23 protein-coding genes are annotated in these 22,448 nt (G+C 43.3%); 12 read left to right on the forward strand and 11 right to left on the reverse strand.

Features of this window, described 5'->3' with window-relative positions; genetic code table 11:
- Positions 1-177: 177 nt before the first annotated feature.
- The 3 genes from AB6735_RS23365 to AB6735_RS23375 all read right to left on the reverse strand — a co-directional run bounded on the left by AB6735_RS23365 (position 178) and on the right by AB6735_RS23375 (position 2,866).
- Entirely contained in the window at positions 178-588 is a 411-nt protein-coding gene (locus tag AB6735_RS23365) for an ester cyclase (RefSeq protein ID WP_370998519.1), read from the reverse strand.
- Between the two features lie 67 nt (positions 589-655).
- Positions 656-1,549 (reverse strand): helix-turn-helix domain-containing protein, encoded by an 894-nt coding sequence (locus AB6735_RS23370; RefSeq protein WP_370998520.1) that lies wholly within the window; start codon positions 1,547-1,549, stop codon positions 656-658.
- 24 nt (positions 1,550-1,573) lie between these two features.
- The gene (locus AB6735_RS23375; protein WP_370998521.1) at positions 1,574-2,866 is read right to left on the reverse strand and encodes a serine hydrolase domain-containing protein; all 1,293 of its coding nucleotides are present in this window, start codon (positions 2,864-2,866) and stop codon (positions 1,574-1,576) included.
- A 297-nt stretch (positions 2,867-3,163) separates the two neighbouring features.
- Here AB6735_RS23375 and AB6735_RS23380 point away from each other — a divergent pair, with 297 nt between their 5' ends.
- On the forward strand, positions 3,164-3,634 hold the full coding sequence (locus tag AB6735_RS23380) for a DinB family protein (protein ID WP_370998522.1): 471 nt from the start codon (positions 3,164-3,166) through the stop codon (positions 3,632-3,634).
- A 10-nt stretch (positions 3,635-3,644) separates the two neighbouring features.
- A complete protein-coding gene (locus AB6735_RS23385; protein WP_370998523.1) occupies positions 3,645-4,334 on the forward strand; it encodes an ArsR/SmtB family transcription factor in 690 nt (229 codons plus the stop codon).
- Here the strand turns inward: AB6735_RS23385 and AB6735_RS23390 are convergent.
- Complete coding sequence (locus AB6735_RS23390) at positions 4,323-5,723, reverse strand: serine hydrolase (protein ID WP_370998524.1); 1,401 nt, start codon at positions 5,721-5,723, stop codon at positions 4,323-4,325. The genes AB6735_RS23385 and AB6735_RS23390 overlap by 12 nt on opposite strands.
- Positions 5,724-5,873: 150 nt before the next feature.
- Here AB6735_RS23390 and AB6735_RS23395 point away from each other — a divergent pair, with 150 nt between their 5' ends.
- Entirely contained in the window at positions 5,874-6,044 is a 171-nt protein-coding gene (locus tag AB6735_RS23395) for a hypothetical protein (protein WP_370998525.1), read from the forward strand.
- Between the two features lie 18 nt (positions 6,045-6,062).
- A complete protein-coding gene (locus AB6735_RS23400) occupies positions 6,063-6,338 on the forward strand; it encodes a hypothetical protein (protein WP_370998526.1) in 276 nt (91 codons plus the stop codon).
- A 9-nt stretch (positions 6,339-6,347) separates the two neighbouring features.
- Here the strand turns inward: AB6735_RS23400 and AB6735_RS23405 are convergent, their stop codons facing one another.
- The 3 genes from AB6735_RS23405 to AB6735_RS23415 form a co-directional block, all read right to left on the reverse strand.
- A complete protein-coding gene (locus AB6735_RS23405) occupies positions 6,348-6,758 on the reverse strand; it encodes a DUF1348 family protein (RefSeq protein WP_370998527.1) in 411 nt (136 codons plus the stop codon).
- Positions 6,759-7,232: 474 nt separating this feature from the next.
- Positions 7,233-8,039, reverse strand: a complete 807-nt coding sequence (locus tag AB6735_RS23410) for a helix-turn-helix domain-containing protein (protein WP_370998528.1) — start codon at positions 8,037-8,039, stop codon at positions 7,233-7,235.
- Between the two features lie 79 nt (positions 8,040-8,118).
- Positions 8,119-9,006 (reverse strand): oxidoreductase, encoded by an 888-nt coding sequence (locus AB6735_RS23415; RefSeq protein WP_370998529.1) that lies wholly within the window; start codon positions 9,004-9,006, stop codon positions 8,119-8,121.
- A 430-nt stretch (positions 9,007-9,436) separates the two neighbouring features.
- Here AB6735_RS23415 and AB6735_RS23420 point away from each other — a divergent pair, with 430 nt between their 5' ends.
- From AB6735_RS23420 to AB6735_RS23455, 8 genes are all read left to right on the forward strand, one after another.
- Positions 9,437-11,998, forward strand: a complete 2,562-nt coding sequence (locus tag AB6735_RS23420) for a galactose oxidase (protein ID WP_370998531.1) — start codon at positions 9,437-9,439, stop codon at positions 11,996-11,998.
- 437 nt (positions 11,999-12,435) lie between these two features.
- A complete protein-coding gene (gene pheS / locus AB6735_RS23425) occupies positions 12,436-13,470 on the forward strand; it encodes a phenylalanine--tRNA ligase subunit alpha (RefSeq protein ID WP_370998532.1) in 1,035 nt (344 codons plus the stop codon).
- Positions 13,467-13,874: a hypothetical protein gene (locus AB6735_RS23430; RefSeq protein WP_370998533.1), complete on the forward strand. Its 408-nt coding sequence runs from the start codon at positions 13,467-13,469 to the stop codon at positions 13,872-13,874. The genes pheS and AB6735_RS23430 overlap by 4 nt, the downstream gene beginning before the upstream one ends.
- An 8-nt stretch (positions 13,875-13,882) precedes the next feature.
- Positions 13,883-14,464: a TetR/AcrR family transcriptional regulator gene (locus AB6735_RS23435; RefSeq protein ID WP_370998534.1), complete on the forward strand. Its 582-nt coding sequence runs from the start codon at positions 13,883-13,885 to the stop codon at positions 14,462-14,464.
- A gap of 156 nt (positions 14,465-14,620) precedes the next feature.
- Positions 14,621-15,973, forward strand: coding sequence for a cell envelope integrity protein CreD (creD, locus tag AB6735_RS23440; RefSeq protein WP_370998535.1), 1,353 nt, complete (start codon positions 14,621-14,623; stop codon positions 15,971-15,973).
- Between the two features lie 468 nt (positions 15,974-16,441).
- Positions 16,442-17,851: a 23S rRNA (uracil(1939)-C(5))-methyltransferase RlmD gene (rlmD, locus tag AB6735_RS23445; RefSeq protein WP_370998536.1), complete on the forward strand. Its 1,410-nt coding sequence runs from the start codon at positions 16,442-16,444 to the stop codon at positions 17,849-17,851.
- A gap of 138 nt (positions 17,852-17,989) precedes the next feature.
- Positions 17,990-18,385: a hypothetical protein gene (locus AB6735_RS23450; protein WP_370998537.1), complete on the forward strand. Its 396-nt coding sequence runs from the start codon at positions 17,990-17,992 to the stop codon at positions 18,383-18,385.
- A gap of 64 nt (positions 18,386-18,449) precedes the next feature.
- Entirely contained in the window at positions 18,450-18,959 is a 510-nt protein-coding gene (locus tag AB6735_RS23455) for a phosphoribosyltransferase family protein (RefSeq protein ID WP_370998538.1), read from the forward strand.
- Here the strand turns inward: AB6735_RS23455 and AB6735_RS23460 are convergent, their stop codons facing one another.
- The 4 genes from AB6735_RS23460 to AB6735_RS23475 all read right to left on the reverse strand — a co-directional run bounded on the left by AB6735_RS23460 (position 18,960) and on the right by AB6735_RS23475 (position 22,296).
- Positions 18,960-19,466, reverse strand: coding sequence for a shikimate kinase (locus AB6735_RS23460; protein ID WP_370998540.1), 507 nt, complete (start codon positions 19,464-19,466; stop codon positions 18,960-18,962).
- Between the two features lie 8 nt (positions 19,467-19,474).
- Positions 19,475-20,533 carry an ABC transporter permease gene (locus AB6735_RS23465; protein ID WP_370998541.1) on the reverse strand — a complete coding sequence of 353 codons (1,059 nt, stop codon included), beginning with the start codon at positions 20,531-20,533 and terminating at the stop codon, positions 19,475-19,477.
- 2 nt (positions 20,534-20,535) lie between these two features.
- Positions 20,536-21,687 carry a BT_3928 family protein gene (locus tag AB6735_RS23470; RefSeq protein WP_370998542.1) on the reverse strand — a complete coding sequence of 384 codons (1,152 nt, stop codon included), beginning with the start codon at positions 21,685-21,687 and terminating at the stop codon, positions 20,536-20,538.
- A 126-nt stretch (positions 21,688-21,813) separates the two neighbouring features.
- Positions 21,814-22,296, reverse strand: a complete 483-nt coding sequence (locus tag AB6735_RS23475; protein WP_370998543.1) for a DUF1599 domain-containing protein — start codon at positions 22,294-22,296, stop codon at positions 21,814-21,816.
- Positions 22,297-22,448: the final 152 nt, after the last annotated feature.

A 22,448-nucleotide genomic window follows, 5' to 3' on the forward strand; every position in this document is an offset into this window, starting at 1 on the left:
CTGACTTGATTTTTGGTTACTTTTCATCAAGGAAAAGTGACTGGCCCTCCCGCGGCCAAGAGCGGGTATGCGGCATACAAAACCATGATAGATCCTTCACTTCGCTCAGGATGACAAACCTAAAAAGCGGCCTACTCACCATGCTTCGACTGGCTCCGGCACAACATCTGTTAAAACCTAATTTGCCTTCTTCAGCACATCCTGTATATCCCTGATAGCCCAATGGTCGGTATAGATGCCGTCTTTTAAATAGATAATATCCATAGTAGGTATCACAACTTGCTTTCCGCTGCCTTTTATTCCCATAAATTCACCGGTGTGTGTGCCATGCAATAGTTTGTGGGTAAATACCTTATTGCCTTCAGCTACCATGTTTTTGATCTCTATGCGGAGATCCGGAAATGCCTTTCTAACTACTTGTTCTATAAAATCAAAAGTGGCCTGGAAACCATTGTCCGTACCGGCAGGAGCAGTATGATTAATAAAATCCCGGCTTACAATTTCCTGGTAAGCAGTAAATTCGCCTTGTTCTAAAACCTCCCGGTTAAAGCGGGTTACTACAGCTTTATTTAATTCCTGTTCTGTCATGTTTTTATTTTTATGTAGCGGCAAAATTATCCTGCAACGTTTAAAGGATATGGTACAAAACCATGCATTAACGGTAAATTTCGAGGATGGATCTGCGGTATTCCGTAGGGGTTGAATTTTCCAGACGCTTAAAGAAACGGTTAAAGTAGGCATCATCTTCAAAACCCAGTTCAAAGGCAATTTCTTTTACAGAGTGCCCGGTATGAAAAAGCAAACGTTTGGCTTCGACCACCAGGCGCTCATGGATATGCCGAATGGGCGTTTTGCCGCTTTGGGCTTTTACGACTGCGGTTAAATGCCCTGTTGAAATATGCAGCAATTGGGCATAAGCAGCTACTTCATGCAACTGGGGGTAATGTTCTGCTATCAACGTGGTAAACTGGCGGAGTAATTGCCGGTCGGTATTTTGCTCCGTGGCGGTAAACTGCTGCTCATAAAGCCGACTAAGATAAATGAGCAGGTTATGGAGGTAAGCTTGTAAAGCGGCATTCTTCCAGCTTTGGTGCTGATGTTGTTCATCCAGCATGAGGCCAATGATGCGGCGTATAAAATCACGGTCGGCAGGTTGTAGTTTCAGCTCATGACCGTTTTGCGGATTGGTGATGATAGGCAAATCCCTGAATACCCGGTTATTTTCCAGCTCAATAAATTCGCGGGTAAAGCAAATGTTTACACCCATAAAGGGTTTGGCCTGTTCCTTAATATGAACCTGCTGCGGTGTAGAAAAATAGAAACAATTGGGATTGAGCTGATACAAGGCAGAATCGACCCAATGCCGTCCATCACCTTCATCAACCAGGCCCAATTGGTAATAATCGCGCCGGTGCGGCACCAGGAACATCGCCCTGTGCTTGTTGAACTGACCATTGGCTTCAATCAGCTCCAACATGCCATTACCCGCCGGAAACATTTCCTGAAAGGAGTATTGCGGTATGATATGATCTTTTGCTGATAGTGTCATAATGCTTGAAATGGAACAGCAAACTTACTTTTTATGCAATTCATATACTGTACCTGCATCCTCAACAAATAGTTGCTTTCCGTCCTGGTCAAAATAAAAGAAGAAGCCAAAAGGAGCGTTCCAAAACTCCTGCTCAGAGATAGCATCCAGTTTAAACGGTTGTCCTTTAAGCGATAGTACTAATTGCCCCTCATCAAGTGTATTGGTTACTTCCAAGCCCGAATTGCCACTATAAGTGCCCGTATAGGTTTCCAACAGTTTTGTATTTAAGTGCCTGATCTTAAAATCCGGGATTGTGTCTGGAAGATTAAAACAGCTTTTAAATACATGGTCCAGGATATTACTCTTGGGATAAACCTCGCCGCTGGTGCAATAGGTTATAGCCAGTTTGTTCTCCGGGTAATATTGCATAGATGATCCGAAGCCTTCCGTTTTTCCGTTATGCCCAAAACCCTGATGCTGTTTGTCCCCGTAAGGAAACATACCCATGCCGTAGCCATCCACTATGGTCTTCATGCGGTCAACACTTTGCTGGCCAATGAGCTTATAGGCAAAAAGGGCATTGATAAATTTACACAGATCTGCCGGGGTGGAAATGATGGCTCCGGCTCCACCAAAATTATCCAGGTACACCGCCTTATCGGGTTTCCATTCGTTATTAAAATATTTATAAGAAATGGCTTCGCCCGGTTGGAAGCCCGGCTTTACCCCATAATAGGTCTGGTTAAGCGATAGCTTTCTGATGATCCTTTCGGTGATTATATCTTTATAAGGCTTTTGATAGATCTTCTCCATAATATAGCCCAGGAGCAGGTAATTGGAATTGTTATAGTCGGCTTTGGCGCCCGGTTCAAAATCGGGCTTTTGATTTTTAATGAAGGCCAGCAATTCATCATGCGTTTTAGGTTGCTCTTTCCAGTTGTCAAAGCCGGTATTATTGGTAAAATTGGCCAACCCGCTCCGATGGCCTAATAACTCGGCAATCGTGATTTTCTCTGCATTGGGTAACTCGGGATAATAAGCAGCGAGTTTAGTATCAAGGGTTAGCTTTTTCGCCTCAATTAATTGATAGATCATTACCGCAGTGAATACTTTCGTAATAGAGCCGATGCGGTATTCGGTTTGGTCGGTCTGATCTTTCCCAAAGGAACGTTGATACACCGATTTCCCGGCAGAAGTGATCATTATGCTACCAATAGCCAGGTGATGTGTATCCAGCGCATTAAAGAAACTGTCTAACTGGGCGCGGTTTACGGATTGACTGAAAGTTGTGAGACTAATAAACAGCAAGACCGATAAAGAAGCAAGTCGTTTCATGTGGGATATGTTACTGTATGATGCAATAGATCACACTAAAGGTACAATCCAAAATAGGTTTTTTCGGTATGATTAACAAGCCAGATGTTAAATGTCATATCAAATAATTTTCAGCCCATAGTAAGGGTAAAAGCACTTTCTCGTGTTGTATATACAAAGGTTTAATTTTTTAATTTGTGTGTTGCAGGCAGTTCGGCTCCTAAAAGGTTGGGCTCCTGCTTTTTTACGTACAGTTAAATCCAGCCCGAAGTGTAAGCTATTTAGCCCTTGTATTTTTGCATTAAATAATAATGCAATATGAATAGCCAGAAAATTATTTGTTTAAATTTTAATGAAATAAGACGCCGGAGTATCAAAGTATGGCTCGGCATACCCCAGGATAAATATGATTGGAAGCCCGATGCCGGAGCGATGAGCTGTATCGAAACTATCCGCCATGTTATCGAAAGCCAGTATATTTATCAGCAGATCGTTATTAACCGGGGAGATCCGGGAGCATTCATTACACCATGGCAGGACAAACCATATATGAGCATTGAGGAGGAAATTGCGTTTGCAGCGCCTCATCATGCGGCTTTTATAGAAGTGATCAGCGGGTTTTCGGAAAAACAATTGGAGGAGATAGAGATTTTAAGACCTAAAGCCAACCTGAGGCGTAAGCTGGGCGACTATTTACAAAGAATAGCCTATCACGAAGCTATACATACCGGACAACTGCTATCTTACTTAAGAACAATGAATGTTGACCGTCCCCAAATTTGGGATTAAACCATGAAAGATGAGTAACCTGAGTAGTTTTAAACAAGCGGCGGCTTTGTTTGGCGAACCGGCCCGCGCCGCCATGATATGGGAGCTGTTTGATGGCAAACCGGTATCTGCAGGCGATTTGGCCATTGCGGCAAACATTACGCCGCAGTCGGCCAGCAGCCATCTCAAAAAGCTGGTAGAGGCGGGGGTATTGAAGGTGCAGAAGCAAGGAAAACATAAATACTTTGTATACGCTAATTCCGAGATTGCGGTAGCTGTTGAAACGCTTAGTAATGTTTTTTCGGTACCAAAAGAGCTTAACCATGCCCAACGGGAAGTGCGTGCGGCACGCAGTTGTTACGATCACCTGGCGGGACTGGCGGGGGTAAAGGTAACCGAAGCGCTGCTGAGGAAGGGATTGATCACCGATCACCCGGATCATCTCAAACAATTCAGCGTTACTCCGCAGGGCCTCAGTTGGTTTAAAGAGTTGGAGATAGACATCCCACAGCTAACCCTTGCCAAAAGACCGCTCACTTTGAAATGCATCGACTGGACAGAGAAAACCCCGCACCTGGCGGGTGGTCTCGGTGCTGCCATGCTGCAATATTTCCTAAAAGAGGGCTGGTTCCGGAAAGTTTATCAAAAAAGAAGCCTCCTCATCACTTCCAAAGGAGAGTTTGAACTGAAGCAACGATTGAACATTGATTTAAAGGGGTAATAAGCTTAATTTCTTGATATGCTCCGCCGCATTGTTATTTTTAGGGTTGAGCTCCAGTGAATGTTTGTAATTTTTAACGGCGAGTTCCCGTTCGCCCAAAGCTTCATATGCTTCGGCCAGGCTGTCGTAAGTATTGGCGCTGTTTGGATACAAACTAACGTTGAGTTTAAATACTTCTGCTGCTTCCCGCTGTTTGTTATCAGACATCAGTATATACCCCAGGCTGTTTAAATCATCTTCGGGCAGTTGATAGGCTGGATTGTTCTTCTTTTCTTTTTCTACTATTTCAATAGCGTGACTGTAGCCACGTTTGGCCAGTTTGGCGCGCAAAGCTTTAATTGCTTTGGGCGATTTAAATCCATAATCGAGCCATTGGGCCTGCCACCAGGTTTGCTTGCCAAAAAATGTATTCAATATATCGGCGGTGATATTTAAGCCGTAAGGATTATGGGTAAAATATACCAGGATCTCCTGCCGATCTGGAAAAGCGATAAAGAAACCTTTAAAGTTACCGTTGTCGCCCCAATGCCAGATTGATTTTCCCAGTTCATTTTGTTGTAAGCCTACACCAAGTCCCCAGTCAATATGCTGGTTTGCTTCGATGATGGGATGATTAAAGCGCGCTCCCGAACTTGATTTTTCAAACATCAACTGGCGGGTAGCCGGTTTTAATCCCTGCCCGGCTAATAAAGCCTGTAAAAAGAGCGTATAATCATGGGCGGTGGTGAGCAGGCTATAAGCCGCGTTGGCATTTTTATGCCGGTTGATAGCTTCGGGGCTATTGCCAAATGCAGATACAGTATCAAATTTACTTTCCCACACATAACTGCTGCTGGTCATTTTAAAAGGGGTAAACACTTCTTCCTGCGCCAGGTCGTTCAGTGATTTCCGCGTTAGTTTTTCAACCGCTTTTTGTAAAAACACATACCCTTCGCCGGAGTAGGAGAAACAACTATCGGGAGTAAATAATAGCCGGGCGCCTTTGTCGTCGCCCCAGTTGGGTAAACCTGTGGTATGCCTTAATACCATCCTCGCGGTTATTTTGGCGTACCGGGCATCTTTAGGATCAAATCGTTCATAACTCCCTGTATAATGCAATAGCGGTGTATCCAGGCTAATGATGCCTCTGTCATACAAGCGCATTACCGTGTAGGCGAACACACATTTGCTTAATGAGGCAGCCTCAAAAATGGTATTCGAGCTTACTTTTTTATCAGAACCCTTGTTTACCGTGCCGATATTGTAGGCCTGGGTCTTGTTGCCCTTCACATAAACCAGTTGTAAACCCTGGATGCCGTATTCAGCGGCGAAGGTTCTTATTTTTTTCTCCTGTGAAAATGCATGGATGGAAGCCAGGAGTAAAATAACAGCACAGCTTATCTTTTTCATGTAATGAGGATTAGTACAGGAACTAATTAAAAGACGCCGCGATTTCAAATTCGTTACAGGTGATGGAGCGCAGATCAAATAAATTTTATATCCCAGTAGGGGTAAATTGTTCTGGAAGTGTTTTAGTGGAAATAAGCATCAATAGAAACTATGAATGATATAAGCCATTGCACGCCAGATAGTTTTGCTGAATTAAAGTATGAAAGTAATAACCCTATGAAAATAATTGAAGACCATATAGACAAGGCCTTAAAGGTGCTTTATTTTAAATTGGTTGACGATTTGCCCATGATCATTTGGTACGTAACCAGCAGCTTATAATTTGCCGATATGAACACGATGGACAGATTATTAACCAAATATATGCTGGGCGAAGCCAGGCTGACCGAGATAGAAACGATTGACAAATGGATAGCCGCCAGTAAGCAGAATTTAAAATATTTTACACAGTTTAAACTGGTATGGGAGATCTGCGAGCTGGTAAAACCCGAAAGCACTATTGATATAGAAGAGGCCTGGGAAAAGTTTAAAAAGATGGCCAAAAGAGGCAAGGGTCCTGCGGCGATCATCAACATGATCTGCCAAATCGTGAAGGCCCCTACTTTAATTATCTAAACTGGCGGGTTACAGCCGGCGGTCCGCTTCATTAATGAGCACATCGTTAATGCTGGCGTATCTTTTTTGCATCAGGCCATGCTCATTAAATTCCCAGTTCTCGTTACCGTAGGCGCGGTACCATTGCCCGGCGGCATCGTGATACTCATATTCAAAGCGTACGGCTATCCGGTTGCCGGTAAATGCCCAAAGCTTCTTTTTTAGTTTATAGTCGAGCTCTTTTTGCCATTTGGCTGTGAGGAATTGTACGATCTCGGCCCGGCCATTGATAAACTGGGAACGGTTGCGCCATTCGCTGTCGATGGTGTAAGCTAAGGATACCCGTTCAGGATCCTGACTGTTCCAGGCATCTTCTGCCAGCTGTACTTTTTGGGTGGCCGTTTCAAAGGTGAATGGCGGTAATGGTAGTTTTTGTTCCATGGTGCAACAAATATAGGCAGGGTAATAGCAATCCTAATGGTATCATTTACTGATTGTGTGGTGCAGATGATGGAAAATATAAAACCTTACGCTCATTTGTACCACTGATGTTATATAGTGTCGATTAAGCGCCCCTCTTGAGAGGGTAATAGCCCATGAAAAGGCATAAGTGAAAATTAAGCATCTATCGACTCACCCCGATGTCGCTGCGCTCGTCACCCCTCTCTCCGCTTCGCGCATAGAGGGGATTTTTAATTCTTTTTTTCTTTATCCTCTTTGCGGCAAAGCCGCAGAGAGGGTGATCCAGCGAAGCGTAGACCGGATGAGTTGGCTATGCGATTTGTTTTTAACCTTGTAAGTTTAAACTCCGCCTTTTCATGAGCTATTACTCTCAAGAGGGGAATCGCATTGCCTCCCGCTTTTTTAATTCTTCCCAACACTTATGATTACAAGTGAGCACAAGTAGAAACCATCTCAAACCTGGGATGGCGCTACGCCGAAAGTTTTCTTAAAGGCGTAGGAGAAATGAGAAAGATCTTCAAAGCCCAGGTCCAGGTAAACATCGGATGGTGCTTTGCCCTGTTCCTTGATCTGATAGTGAGCCTCCTGCAATCTTTTTTGCTGTAACCAACGGCTGGGCGTAATATGAAATATCTTTTCAAAATCGCGCTTAAAAGTAGCCAGGCTGCGGCCGGTTAAATAAGCGAATCTTTTGAGCTGTACATTGAAATGAAAGTTTTTGTTCATAAAACCTTCCAGGTCAATTTTGCCCGGCTCGCTAAAATCAAACAGCACATCTTTGAGCTCGGGGTTGCCTTGCAATAGTATCAGGATAGCTTCACGCAATTTGAGCGACAGCAGATTTTTATCCGTTGGTTGCTGCAAATGCTCGTAGGGCTGCAGCGAATCCATAAAGCTTTTATAAAGCGGGTTGGGTTTTAGAATGATGATGCTGTCGCCTTCATATTGCCTTTGTGCGGTGTAACCATACTCCATACTAAAATTACGGAGCGTTTGCTGATCCAGGAATACCGAAACCGATTTAAATTCGCCGCCGGGTGGGGGCTGTTTCAGGAATTTAACCAGCTGGTTCCTGCGGCTCAGCCTGAAATCGCCGGGGCCGGAAAGGTATACTTTATCCGCATCGGTAAGTGTAAGATCGCCTGAGATCTGGAAGCTGAAGGCATGCTCCGGAATAAACTGTTCGCCGCCACGGCTCCTGGTATAGTAGCAGGAGTAATGTATCTCTGATTGCGGACTAAGCTCGTTCTCTTTAAGCATATTGATCAAATTTAAATAATTAAAACAGGATCATTCGCAATTGGCAAATGATCCTGTTTGGGGATAAGCTGTATAACGGTTAATTACTCTTACGGTTGATCAGATTTTTACCCATTTCTGATTCCAGGAAATTTTCCGCCTCGTGGTGATCTGTAGAAAGGCTCACCGGCATCCATTTTTCCATTTCGGCAGCGCGCAGGCTATCGGCATTTTTTAGCAAGGCAATAGCTTCACTGCCCAATACCAGGTGAGTTGGCGGCTCGGGATGATCAACCAGTTCAACCATTACTTTAGCGGCTTTATCCGGGTCACCTACGGGTACAAATTTACCGCTTTTGAAATAATCTACACGGGCACCAACAGTTGATTCATAACCCTCAACAGGCTCGGCGTAGCTCATGGAATCGCCGGCCCAATCGGTACGGAAGCCGCCTGGTTCCACGCTGGTTACATGGATGCCCAGATCGGCTACCTCTTTGGATAACGCTTCACTGAAACCGCCAAGGCCAAATTTGGCAGTCTGGTATATACTTAGCCCGGCATTACCTACACGGCCGCCAACCGAACTGATCTGTAAAATTCGGCCTGAACGCTGTTTGCGCATATATGGCAATACCACACGGGTAATCTCGATAGGCGCGTACAGGTTGGTTTCCAACTGGCTGCGTACCTGCTCATCCGTAAAAGCTTCGGCGGCGCCGATGATGCCAAAACCGGCATTGTTCACCAGTACATCTATACGGCCAAAATGCGCGATGGTGCCTGCTACAGCCGCAATGATCTGCGCTTTGTTGGTTACATCCAGTTGTACCGGCAATAGCTGCCCTGGATATTTGTTGGCCAGATCTTTTAATTGTTCGGGTTTGCGTGCTGTGGCGGCAACTTTATCGCCTTTGGCCAGCACTGCTTCTGTTAGGCTGCGCCCCAATCCGCGGGAGCTGCCTGTTATAAACCAAATCTTTGTCATTGTCTTTTACTTTAATTTGTATAACAAAGGTCGGCAGTATTTAGGCAGGCAGCTTTGTTGAAACGTTCAAGTTGCTTTGTTGAAACGTTCATGCCTCACCTAAATCCTCTCCAAAGGCGAGGACTTTTACTTGTCACCGCTTATAACCACGAGAGAAAAATAGATGTGCTTAGTCAAGTCCTCTCCTTTGGAGAGGATTTAGGTGAGGCTTTCCCTCGGGTTAGTTCTTTTTTAATATTTTATATAACAAGCGAAGCAACGACCGGTGAACCAGCTCCCGTATCCTTCCTGATATAATCACATTGCACTTTGAATGTGAACTGTTTTTATTGTAATTTAGCCAGTGCCGGCAGCTAAATAGGTAATATTTTTTGGCCAGATTATAAATACAATACGGGTACTTAAGTCCTAATAGTAAGTACTGATCAACATGAGATTTTTTGTTTCAGGAATAATTTCGGTTATTTTTTTAAATATACTATGGATACCGCCTGTTCATGCGCAATCATACGGGCTTGGTTTTTATAGTCATGAGGTAGTACAGGATAAACGCACCACCTTAAACCTGGGCATCAGCAATGTTGCGGCAAAAGATAATCTCGAGGTATCCTTTGATCTGTCGTTCATTCCTAACCGGCAAATATACTTTGGCTATATGCTCCGGCTGGTGGGCGACGATAAACAAAACATCGACCTGGTGTATGATAACCAGTATAATACCAAACATTTCAAGATCATCATTGGCGAAAAGCTTTCCAAAATATCATTCAATATTGATGATAAGCAGCTGTTTGATAACTGGAGCAAGCTCAAAATTTTTATCGATTTTAAGAACAGCAAGCTTACCGTATCTGCCGGCAAAGCTTCCTACAGCGAGGTAGGGGTGCACTTAAAGCAAAGCGCGAACTATAAATTATTGTTCGGGGCCAATGCCTACCGGCAATATCAAACCACCGATCTGCCGCCGTTTAAGCTGCGCGATGTAAAGGTAGCGCAGCAGGATAAGTTGCTATCCTGGTGGCCGCTGAACGAATGGCAGGGCGATATAGTGCACGAAACCGTAAATCAGAATAACGGCACAGTCAGCAATCCACTATGGATCAAGGCGCGTCACCGTAACTGGCAAATGGAAAAAGAGTTTAGTATTGCCGGTGATGCCAGCCTGGCTTTTGACCCGGCTACCGAAACGATTTACATGATCACAGCCGACTCATTGCTTTCTTATTCCATCAACAAAATAAGTCCTTTAAAGAGCGAGGTTTACAAAACCGGCAAGCAACAACTTATCCCCGGCGATCAGGCCCTGTTTAATAATGGTAAGCTGTATTATCTTTTTATCGACCAAAAAGTTATCGCCACTTATAATATCCGCGACCGGCAATGGGATAAAAGCTTTAAAAATATGCCCCAGGAAACCAATACCGGGCACTTGAATAAGTTTTTCTGTAAGGCAGATACATCGGTATACACTATTGGCGGTTACGGGCAGCTGATTTATAAAGACAGCGTGAAACGATATAACGTAAACACCGGTACCTGGCAGGAGATAAAAACTAACGGCGATGTATTTACGCCCCGCTACATGGCTGGATTAGGAGCCAGCGCTGCAGGCGATACCGTGTATGTGATAGGCGGTTACGGCAGTGCATCGGGCCAGCAGATTGTAAATCCGCGTAACCTGTATGATATGATGCGTTTTATCCCCGCGACTAAAACGTTTAAGAAATTATTTAGTATTAATGTTAAAAACGAGGACTTTGTATTTGCCAATTCGCTCATCATTAACAGTAAAAGCAAAACGTATTACGGGTTGATATTTCCGCAGCATAAGTTTAACTCCAACCTGCAGTTGATCAAAGGATCGCTGGATAAACCCATTTACCAACTGGTGGGCGATACCATTCCCTATTTATTTCATGACGCCCGTGCTTATGCCGATATTTACTACTGTCCGCACAGCAATAAATTTTTAACGGTTACCCTTTTTAAGGATAAAGAGCAAACCAGAATTAAGGTGTATTCGTTGCTGAGTCCGCCCGAGCCATTAGATAGCCCTGCACTCAGCGAAGCCGGCATTAACTATATTTTATGGATCGGCGGCCTGTTTGTGGCAGGCCTGGGTGTAGCGGTCGTGGTAATTGTTTATCGCAGGAAAAGCAAAGTACAGCCGCCGCCATTAGTAACAAAAGCTGTTACGGAACCTCTGCCCCATAATACCGAGCAGACCGGACTGTCCATTGAACCCGATCATGACAGCCGGGTGAATAATAACAAGAACGCCATATTTTTATTTGGCGATTTGCAATTGTTTACACCAGATGGCCACGAGATAACCAAATATTTTACACCACTGCTTAAAGAACTGTTCCTGGTTATTTTATTGTATTCGGTGAAGCTGGGCAGGGGGGTAAGTTCCGAAAAGCTGAACGAGATATTGTGGTTTGATAAATCAGAAAAAAGCGCCCGCAACAACCGCTCGGTTAATATAGCCAAGCTCAAATCCCTGTTGGATAAAATGGGAAATTGCCACCTGTCGAAAGATACAGGTTACTGGAAAATTGAGATCGATTATAACCAGATCATGGTTGATTATCATAACTATCTTAACATCGTATCCAACAAAAGTAAGCTCAACAAACAAAAGATCATCCAGCTTACATACATCACCCAGCGCGGCAACTTTTTATCAAACATCGAGTACGAATGGCTCGATGCCTTTAAATCTGAAGTATCCAACGAGATCATCGATTCCTATATCCAGTTTGCCGGATCGGTTCAGATTGCCGACGATGCCGAGTTCCTGATCAAGCTGGCCAATGATATTTTTTACTTCGATCCGGTAAACGAGGATGCCATGATACTGAAATGCAAGGCCCTCTCGTATCTGGGCAAACATTCGCTGGCTAAAAATACTTTCGAGAATTTCAGCAAAGAGTATAAAGTGATCTATGGCGAGGGCTTTGAACGCGATTTTCATTCGATACTGGAGTAAAGCTTAATTATTAAATTAGCGATTTAGTGAATTACTGAATTTTGTTTCCCATCAGCATAAGCTTTGGATGAAAACGGGCAGAACTATGTTGGCTTGTGCGGCTGCAGAGGGCATAGTAAGTTTTTGCTGATGCCGGACAGAAGCACAAGTTGCAATTATTTTGCCCTACTTCGTTCGCACAACCTGCGCTTTTAAGCAAAAAATGTTAAAATAAAGCTTTAAAAAGGTTTTATATAATGCGTGCCTTTGTTAAAGCCGGGTAATAATGGCGTTACCTGTAAGCGCCTTATGCTATATATTCCTGCAATCGCTAAACACATTAGAGGCGTTTTTTTATATTTGCACACTTGTTGGCGTCAGATGCCCAACCGGTTTACACCGCAGGCGATATCAGGAAGGTGGCTTACAGCCAGTAATTTTTTAATAACACCAGAATAATGCAAGCTCAAATTGACCAGTATACAGCCGAAATAAATGCTTTTTCGCCGGCTAATGCCGATGAACTGGAAATATTTCGTATCAAATTTTTAGGTACCAAGGGAATTATAAAAGACCTTTTTGAGCAATTTAAAGCCGTTGGCCCCGAAGAAAAACGCGTTTTTGGTAAAGTACTTAACCAGTTTAAACAACTGGCTGAAACCAAATACAATGAACTGAAGGAAAGTTTTGACTCCGGACTTAAAACTCAGGACTTAGGGCTTGACCTCACCTTGCCTGGTGAAGATTTTGCTGTTGGCTCACGCCATCCGCTTTCACTGGTACGTAATGAGATCATTGATATATTTAAGCGCCTGGGCTTTGTGGTTGCCGAAGGACCGGAAATTGAGGACGACTGGCATAACTTTTCGGCGCTAAACTTCCCCGAAGAGCACCCCGCGCGTGATATGCAGGATACTTTCTTTATCAAAAAGAACAGTGGTAAGGATGATATTGCTTTGCGAACCCATACCTCATCGGTTCAGGTGCGGATGATGGAGCATGGTAAACCACCGTTCCGGGCTATTATGCCGGGCAGGGTTTACCGTAACGAGGCTATATCGGCCCGTGCGCATTGCTTTTTTCACCAGGTTGAAGGTTTGTATGTGGATGAGAATGTATCCTTTGCCGATCTGAAACAAACGCTGTATCACTTTGTGCAGGAATTATACGGTGAGGGCACCAAAGTGCGTTTCCGTCCGTCGTATTTCCCGTTCACCGAACCATCGGCCGAGATGGATGTATCCTGTACCATTTGCGGCGGATCGGGTTGCAATATGTGTAAATACAGTGGTTGGGTTGAGATATTAGGCTGTGGTATGGTTGATCCTAACGTGCTGGAAAACTGCGGTATCGATAGTAAAAAGTATACCGGCTTTGCCTTTGGTATGGGTATGGAAAGGATAGCCAACCTGAAATATGTTATCCGTGATCTGCGTTTATTTTCTGAAAACGATGTGCGCTTTTTAAAACAGTTTCAAACCGAAATACTATGAAAAAGTTTATACTGGTTATACTAACAGGAGTTTGTTTATTTTCATGCGGTAAGGGCGACCCTGTTCCGAGTGTACCGGTAAACTTTCAATCGCCTATAAACCCCAAATATAGTGCGCTAAACAGCCCCGGTGGTGTTGTTACAATTAGCGGCTATGGTGTTTCGGGCTTAATTTTATATCATTCACAAACCCGTGGAATTGTGGCTTTCGACCGGTGCAGCAGCTATCAACCCGAAAAAAAGTGTGCTGTTACTATTGATGCTTCAGGTTTTACAGTGACTGATCCCTGCAGCGGATCAAAGTTTTCGTTGGAGGATGGTACTCCCGTAAAAGCACCTGCAACAAAAGCGTTAAGGTCATACCAGGTTATCACAACCGATTTTACAATCCAAGTTGTCAATTAAATTAATAAATGGAAGCCGATAAAATAAAAGATAGTATAAAGAGGGCGGCACAGGAGTTATTCCGCAAATTCGGTTACCATAAAACCAGTGTTAACGAGATAGCCAAAAAAGCTAAAATTGCCAAGGCTACTATTTACAAATATTTTGATAGTAAAGAGGCCGTTTTGCATGTATTGCTGATGGATTACATCAAAGCCAGTGTTGACGACTTGATACAGCACAATGCCCCTGATATTGACGAGGAAGAGTATTTGAATAACCTCATCATGAAAACCTGCCGCTTATCATACACCATATGTAATGAATTCATCGGCTGGGATTTTATCAGGGAGTCGACCAATTCACAGGATTTTTTGAAGAATCTTTCCAACGAACTGGAGGATTTGCTGATGGCCTCGTTTATACAATTACCCGGCATCCGTAAGCACGAAACCTACCAGCAAAGGCTGCGCTTTTTAATAAAATGCAGTAAGAGCATTGTGTTTAGCTTTGCTTTTACCTCGGTAAGCGACTCAGACGTACGCAAGAATTTTGTTTCTTTTCAAAAGGAGATCCTTCCTTACCTGGTGAAGGCGGCTATTTCGGTTTAATTTTTTTAAAAGAAATTATTTGGATTGTTTAATTCTTCTTTGTTACTTTGAGTTTCAAAGTACTATTATATTAATAGAAAATGCGATAAGGCTCTCAGGGCCTTCTTTTTGATCTTAATACTTTGAATTGCAAAGTACTTTATAATAAAAAATGACATGACCGAAAACGAATCACTAAAACAAGGAATAATGGACGGACTCAAGGAGTCGATAACCATTAAATTGCTCTTTATTTGTACGCTGATCCTGGTATTGTTGGTACCATCATCACTGGTTAATAACCTGATTGATGAACGGGCCAGCCGGCAGGATGAAATGATGCGCGATGTATCCGACAAATGGTCGGGCAGCCAGGTGATCAAAGGTCCTGTGTTGATCATCCCTTACAAACAACAGATTAAAGAAACGGATGCATTAAACAAGGAAGTTATCAGAGAGCATACAGGGAATTTATACATTTTGCCTGATAATCTGCATATTAAAGCCGGGTTAAGCACCCAGATTCTGCACCGGGGCATATTTGATGTGGCTGTTTATAATTCGCAGGTAAAGGTATCGGGTAATTTCTCCAAAGCCGACCTGGGTAGCCTATCCCTGACTCCCGATCAGCTTTTATTGAATAAGGCACGGATCGTATTTAGCATCAGCGATTTAAAAGGCCTGAAAAACAACCCGGTGATCAAAGCCAATGATCAAACACTAACCGCCGAACCTGTATTTGATAACGCATCTGTATTTGGCGGGGGCTTACAGGTAGCTGTGGATATTTCAGGCGCTAAAGATGGGAATGCACCTTTTGAATACGCCCTGGACTTGAAAGGAAGTCAGAACTTAAGCTTTTTGCATCTAGGTAAAACTACCGATGTGGAAGCAAGCGGAACCTGGAGCAGCCCAAGCTTTGACGGCCGCTACCTGCCCGACGAACGCACCGTAAACAAAGATGGCTTTAAGGCCCGTTGGCGCATGTTGTATTATAACCGCCCTTTTCCACAACAATGGATAGACAATGATAGGCTCCTCAGCAACGATAAAAAGCTTACTGATGCTACATTTGGTGTAAAATTGCGCCTGCCGGTTGATCAGTATCAAAAAACAATGCGCACCAGCAAGTATGCGCTGCTTATCATTGCGTTAACATTCATATCACTGTTTTTAACCGAGGTGATCCGCAAGCAAAGGATCCATATATTTAATTATGTACTCATTGGCATAGCCATGATCATTTATTATTCCCTGCTGCTTTCCTTTTCGGAGCAGGTGGGTTATAATTACGCCTATCTCATTGCCTCGGTTTCAACCATAGCATTGGTGTCGGTGTTTATCGCATCCTTGTTAAAAAATAAAATGGCGGCCTTGTTATTTGCCTTTATTCTGTCGGTTTTTTACGCGTTCATTTTTGTGATCATCCAGTTGGAAGATTTTGCTCTCATCATAGGCAGTGTGGCTTTATTTATAGTGGTGGCCATATTGATGTATTTCTCGCGTAAAATAAACTGGGAGAAGCATTAATAAAAAAAGGGGATGGTAGAAAATCTGTCCCCTTTTTTATAAAATACTATATACCGATTTGGTTTTTAGTATAATATTTACTATGTTAGCATAACAAATATTTTATCATGAGTCCCGAGCTAACAGAATTTTCAGACCTGATTGATGAGCAATTTGACATAGCCGATATGGATACCGATGATTTTGTATCCTATATTTTGAGCTTGTTCGCCTGATTGCCTCTTCTATTCCTGGTAGTCCGCTTTTAAGCGGGATGGATATTCTTTTGTCTGGTAATTCATGAATTCGAACTTATAACACCTAAATCTTAATCAAAAAGCGAGTCGGGGAATTAGCTACTTTCTTATTTCCCGGCTCTTATCGCTTTAGCCAGATGCGTTTACCTTGGGTTAACATGTAAAGCCACTTTGTGCTTATCTCTAACCTCCTGTTTTTATCCTAAATAAATACGGTTAACTTTGCAGCCTGATGAATAAAGTTGCCAAACAGAAGTTTTTTGAGGATGTCCGGATCATTGATATTGCCGAAGAAGGCAAAGGCGTAGGTAAAACCGACGATTTTGTGCTTTTTGTAGATAAAGTCATCCCCGGCGATATAGCCGATGTACAGGTTTACAAAAGCAAAAAGAATTTTGGCGAGGGCCGTATAGTCGCGCTTAAACAACCATCCGAATACCGGGTTGAACCCTTTTGCGAACACTTTGGCACCTGTGGAGGCTGCAAATGGCAGCACATGGATTATACCGGCCAGCTCAAATTCAAACAAAAATCGGTAGCCGACGCTTTGGGTCGGATAGCCAAAATTGACGTGGAGGGTATCATGGATATTGTGCCATCACCGGCCGACCGTTATTATCGTAATAAATTAGAATATACATTTTCTGATAAACGCTGGCTGTACGACGGTGAAAACAAGGAAGATGAAACCCTGAACATGAACGCGCTGGGATTTCATATCCCCGGTAGGTTTGATAAGATACTGGATGTAAAGCATTGCTATCTACAAGCCGAACCGTCAAACTCACTGCGTAACAGCATCCGCGATTTTGTGATAGCACAGGGTTATACTTTTTATAACCTGCGTAACCACGAAGGTGCCTTGCGTAACCTCATCGTTCGCACCTCATCAACCGGCGAGGTAATGGTTATTGTGGTATTTGCTTATGTAAGCGAAGAGGACGTCAACAAGCTGATGAACTTTATTGATGCCGGTTTCCCGGAGATCACTTCGCTGTTGTACATCATCAACCAAAAAAAGAACGATACCATTTTTGATCAGGATGTGATCGCCTTTAAAGGACCTGAATACATCCATGAGGAAATGAATGGCATTAAATTCCGCATTGGGCCAAAATCTTTTTACCAAACCAACAGTATCCAGGCCCTACGGCTGTATGAAATAGCCCGCGATTTCGCTGGTTTTACGGGCGATGAGCTGGTATATGATCTGTACACTGGCGCCGGTACCATCGCTAATTTTATTGCCGGTCATGTAAAAGAAGTAGTGGGGGTGGAATATGTGCCTACTGCCATTGAAGATGCTAAAGTGAACTCAGCCATCAATAATATCACCAATACCAAGTTTTACGCGGGTGACATGAAAGATGTGCTGGTTGCCGATTTTGTGGCCGAACACGGTAAACCCGATGTGATCATCACCGATCCGCCGCGCGCCGGCATGCACCCTGATGTGGTAAACCGCCTGATGGAAATTGAGGCTCCGAAAATTGTGTATGTAAGCTGCAATGCCGCTACCCAGGCCCGCGACCTGCTGGTACTCAAAGAGAAATACGATACGGTAAAAATACAACCTGTTGATATGTTCCCCCACACACAGCATGTGGAAAATGTAGTGTTGATGGTGTTACGGGGGAATTAGTTCGTAGATCATGGTTCATAGTAAAAAGAGTAAAAACCAAAAGAGAAAAATTTAGGTAATACTTTAATACAACGGATCAAGGTTCGGACGAAAGAGGTATCAACGAAATCAATATAATCAAATAAATCAACGGTCAATATGCAACCCGAAGATCTGTTAAACGAAGGTAATGAAAGCCCTAAACCAGCTCCGGACAGCCCATTGCTGAGCCTGGAACGTGAGCTTAAAATTTTTAAAGACTCAATCCATGAAGTGGCTGTTGAAATTATGATGGAGGGATTATCCTCGTATCCTATTTTTATAGCTCATCAGCACGAACTGAAACTGGGCGAGGTTATCCTGGACAGAAATGATCTGAATACCGATTGGAGCATCCACGCTTCAACCCTCGAAGAATTTGAGGAGCGGGGTGTTATTAAACCCGAGCTGAAAGACCGTTTTATCAACAGCTACAAAAATCCCAACGATTTTATGTGCGTTTTTGTGGTGGTACCCGAGGGTGCGAATTTTGTTTATTTCCCGTATGGGAAGTAGTAATTAAGGCTTTTGTTGGATAGTTAATTTTCTATATTTACATCAGTATTTTATTATTCGCCCGATGTCTGAAAAGAAACTCCTGATACTAAATCAGCACCAGATAGAGCAAAAGCTCGACCGTATTGCTTACCAGATACTGGAAGATAACTTTGACGAACAGGAAATACTGATAGCAGGCATACTGCCCCGTGGTAATCATATTGCCGAAAGGATCAAAACTATTTTAGACGGTATAGCGCCTTTCTCCAGCAAACTACTTACCATTGAGCTGGAAAAGCAAAGCAGTACCCTGCAGGCTAAAGTTAATTTTGATGTTCAGGAATGCAGCAATAAAGTAGTGATACTGGTTGATGATGTACTGAACAGCGGTAAAACACTGGCTTATGGCCTGGCTGTGTTTTTAGATGTACCCCTCAAAAAACTACGTACTGCCGTACTGATCGACCGTAATCATAAAAGCTTCCCCGTAACTACCGACTTTGCCGGTGTAGCCCTTTCAACCGTGATCAAAGAACATGTGGATGTGGTATTGGACGAAGATGGTGAGGAAGACGCGGTTTATTTGAGGTAATTAGCTCTCAATTCCCAGCGCCGCTTCCAGCTTTTCTACAGACATGTCAATGCCTTCTACAATGTGGCTGGCCTGTAAATAAAAACCTTCACGCTCGGCTAGTTTGCCGGTTATAAACTCCACCAGTTCATCGCCTTGTTTACCCTGCAATACCGGGCGCACAGTTTTGCTGTTGCTAAGCCTGTCGGCCAGTGTTTTGGGCGATAGTTTGATGTACAGGGTTTTGCCATTGGCATTCATCCATTGCATGTGATCAAAAAAGCAGGGTAAGCCGCCGCCTGTTGATACCACCACGTTTTTAGGGTATTCGGTTTTTTTCAGTACTTCTGATTCCAGCTTGCGGAAGGCATCTTCGCCAAAACTCGAAAAATATTCGGCAATGCTCATGCCTGCCTTTGCTTCAAGTACATGGTCGAGATCAATAAATTCATAGCCTAATTTGGCTGCCAGTTTACGGCTCCAGGTGGTTTTGCCACAGCCCATAAAACCAACTAAAAAATATTTCATAAATAGTATCAGCTTAATTTTACCCGCGGATCGATCCAAACATAAATAATATCGATCAGAATACTGATCACCACAAAAATAAAGGCGATGAAAAGGATAGAGCCCATCACCACCGGAAAATCCGACATCTCCAGGGCATCAACCGTAGCCTTACCCAGGCCATTGTATCCAAAAATATATTCTACAAAAAATGAACCTGCCAGCAATGAGGCAAACCAGTTGGCTATAGCGGTGATCACAGGGTTCAATGCGTTTTTTAAGGCATGACGATAAATAATAGCCCGGTTGCCAAGGCCCTTTGCCCTCGCGGTGCGGATATAATCCTGACCCAATACATCCAGCATGGCGTTGCGGGTAAGCTGTACAATAATAGCCAGGGGGCGCAAGCCCAGGGTAATCATGGGTAATATTAAATTGCGGATGCTGATCACTTCGCCCCTGAATGGATCATAGCTATATAAACTGCCCGACATGTTGAGACCTGTATATTTGCTGAGTTCAAATCCAAAGATCCAGGCAATAATAATCCCCGCGAAAAATGATGGCGCTGATATGCCCAGTGTCGAGAAACTGATGGCCAGTTTATCTATCCACGTATCTTTATTCACCGCGCTTAGTACCCCCAGAAACACGCCTATAATAATGGCAAATATCATCGCCGTGGTTGCCAGTACCAATGTATTGGGTATTACATCCATCAGCAAGCCAGCTACATCCTTACGGGTTTGGTACGACCGACGTAGATAAGGCCATTTGATGGCCAATACTTTAGTATCACTTACCGCGAACAATTTGGCATAATGATAGCGCTGCTGCTCTTCGGCATTATTTAGATGGATACCTACCGGCGAAAGATCATTCAGATAATAGGCAAATTGTACGGGTATGGGTTTATCCAGACCAAATTCCTTGCGTACCGCTTGTAATGATTGTACATCGGCACGCTGGCCCTGTGTCATCCGTGCCGGGTCTACAGGTAAAATATTAAACAGGAAAAAAACCACCAGCACCACACCCAGCATTACCGCCAGTCCGTAAAATAATTTGCGGATGAGGTAACGGATCATGGCTATTGTTGCTGAAAGTATTTTTTTACTAAACCATCATAAGTTGGTACCGTATGGTAATGCCATTTATTAATAATGGTACCGTTTTTAAGCAGCAGCACACCCGGATTGGCCCGTACCATTTCTTTTAGCGGAACGCCGTCGGCATAAAAAATTTCGGTAACCAGTTTATGGGCTTTGGCAAATGCCTCAGCGCTTTGTGCCGAGTTGGACGTCAGCAATATGGTACGGATATTATAATTTTCGGTGGCGTTTATGGCCAACGCGTTTAAACGGTTGATAGCCTCGGGATTGGTTTTATCCAGATCATGAGCAACGATAACCAGGCTGTAAAACGGGTTTGATAATAGCTCTTTGGTATAATCATTACCCTGCCCATCTTGTATAGATAAGTCGCGAATTTTAGGTTCGAAACCTTTTTTCACCAGGCGGCTTTCCGGGTTACCTACAACTTCCCAATTAGCATCCTTCCAGATATTGGTTTTCAGGTATTCCTTATCGCTCATGGTTTTGGTTTCGCCGGTCTTTTTGTTTTTGAGATTGTAGGTTACCTCAAACTCATCCAGCTGTACTCCCGGTGGAATTTTCATTTCATCGGGGATATTAGCACCTATTTTATAAGGCAAAAAGTCGATGACCGGCATAAAATTATAAGTATATATGCCAAAACCTAATGCGATAACGGCGGCTCCGATAAGCCATTTATCGGCTGTTTTTGGCTTAAATATGGGCTGTATTTTTTTGCGGTTGATAAAAGGCACCAATACCAGCAAAAGCAGGATCATATCCTTACTAAAGGATTGCCATGGCGTAAGCGGAATAGCATCACCAAAGCAACCGCAGGTTTGTACTACTTTAAAGAACGCCGAATAGAAAGTTAAAAAGCCAAAAAATATAATGAGCAACAATAAGCCCCAGGCCACTTTTACCGCACGAACACCAATAAGCAGGGCAAAACCCAAAAGCATTTCCAATGTACATAGCAATATAGCTATAGTAAGAGCAAAGTTGTTGAGGAACATGATATGAAAAACCTCAAAATACTCTTCCAGCTTGTACGAAAAACCCAGCGGATCATTGGCTTTGATCAATCCTGAAAATATAAATAACAAGCCAACCGCTATCCTGCAAAACCAAATAAAGCTGTTTTTCATAGTTTTTCTTTATGAGAACAAAGATTTTGGGAGTAAGGAGCAAAGACTTTTTCTTTGCTCTTTGTTCTAAAAATCCTTGCTCTTTGTTCCTTTTATCCTTGCTCCAAAATCCTTGTTCCCAAAGTCCTATTGTACCCCTAATTTTATTAAAGCAAACACCGAATAATTGAGCATGTCCTGGTAATTGGCTTTTACGCCTTCAGATGCTTCGGTAAGGCCCTGGTTATCTTCAATTTGTTTAACACGCAGCAATTTCATCAGTATCAGATCGGTTAGTGAACTGATACGCATATCGCGCCAGGCTTCGCCATAATCGTGGTTCTTGGCAAACATGAGTTCCTTGGTTTCCTTTACCCTATCGTCAAACAGGCGTTCCACATGATCGGGAGTGAGCTCCATGGCGGTTTCGGCACTACATTCCAGCTGCATCATAGCTATCACGCAGTAGTTTACTATCCCAATATATTCGCCGGTAATGTCTTCACCTACTTTTGATACTTTTTTTTCTTCCAGCGTGCGTATGCGCTGGGCTTTTATAAATATCTGATCGGTGATAGACTGCGGGCGCAGTATGCGCCATGCGGTTCCGTAGTCGCGGGTCTTTTTCATGAAAAGGCCCTTACATGTGTTAATTACTGCGTCGTACTCTGCTGATGTATTAGCCAAATTTGAAATATTTGAATGTTGAAACGTTTGAATATAGCGTGCTTACGCCAATGTTGCAAAGTTAAACTAAATTACAATATTTAAACTTTGTAAAA

Source organism: Mucilaginibacter sp. RCC_168 (assembly GCF_041355315.1).
Lineage (GTDB): Bacteria > Bacteroidota > Bacteroidia > Sphingobacteriales > Sphingobacteriaceae > Mucilaginibacter.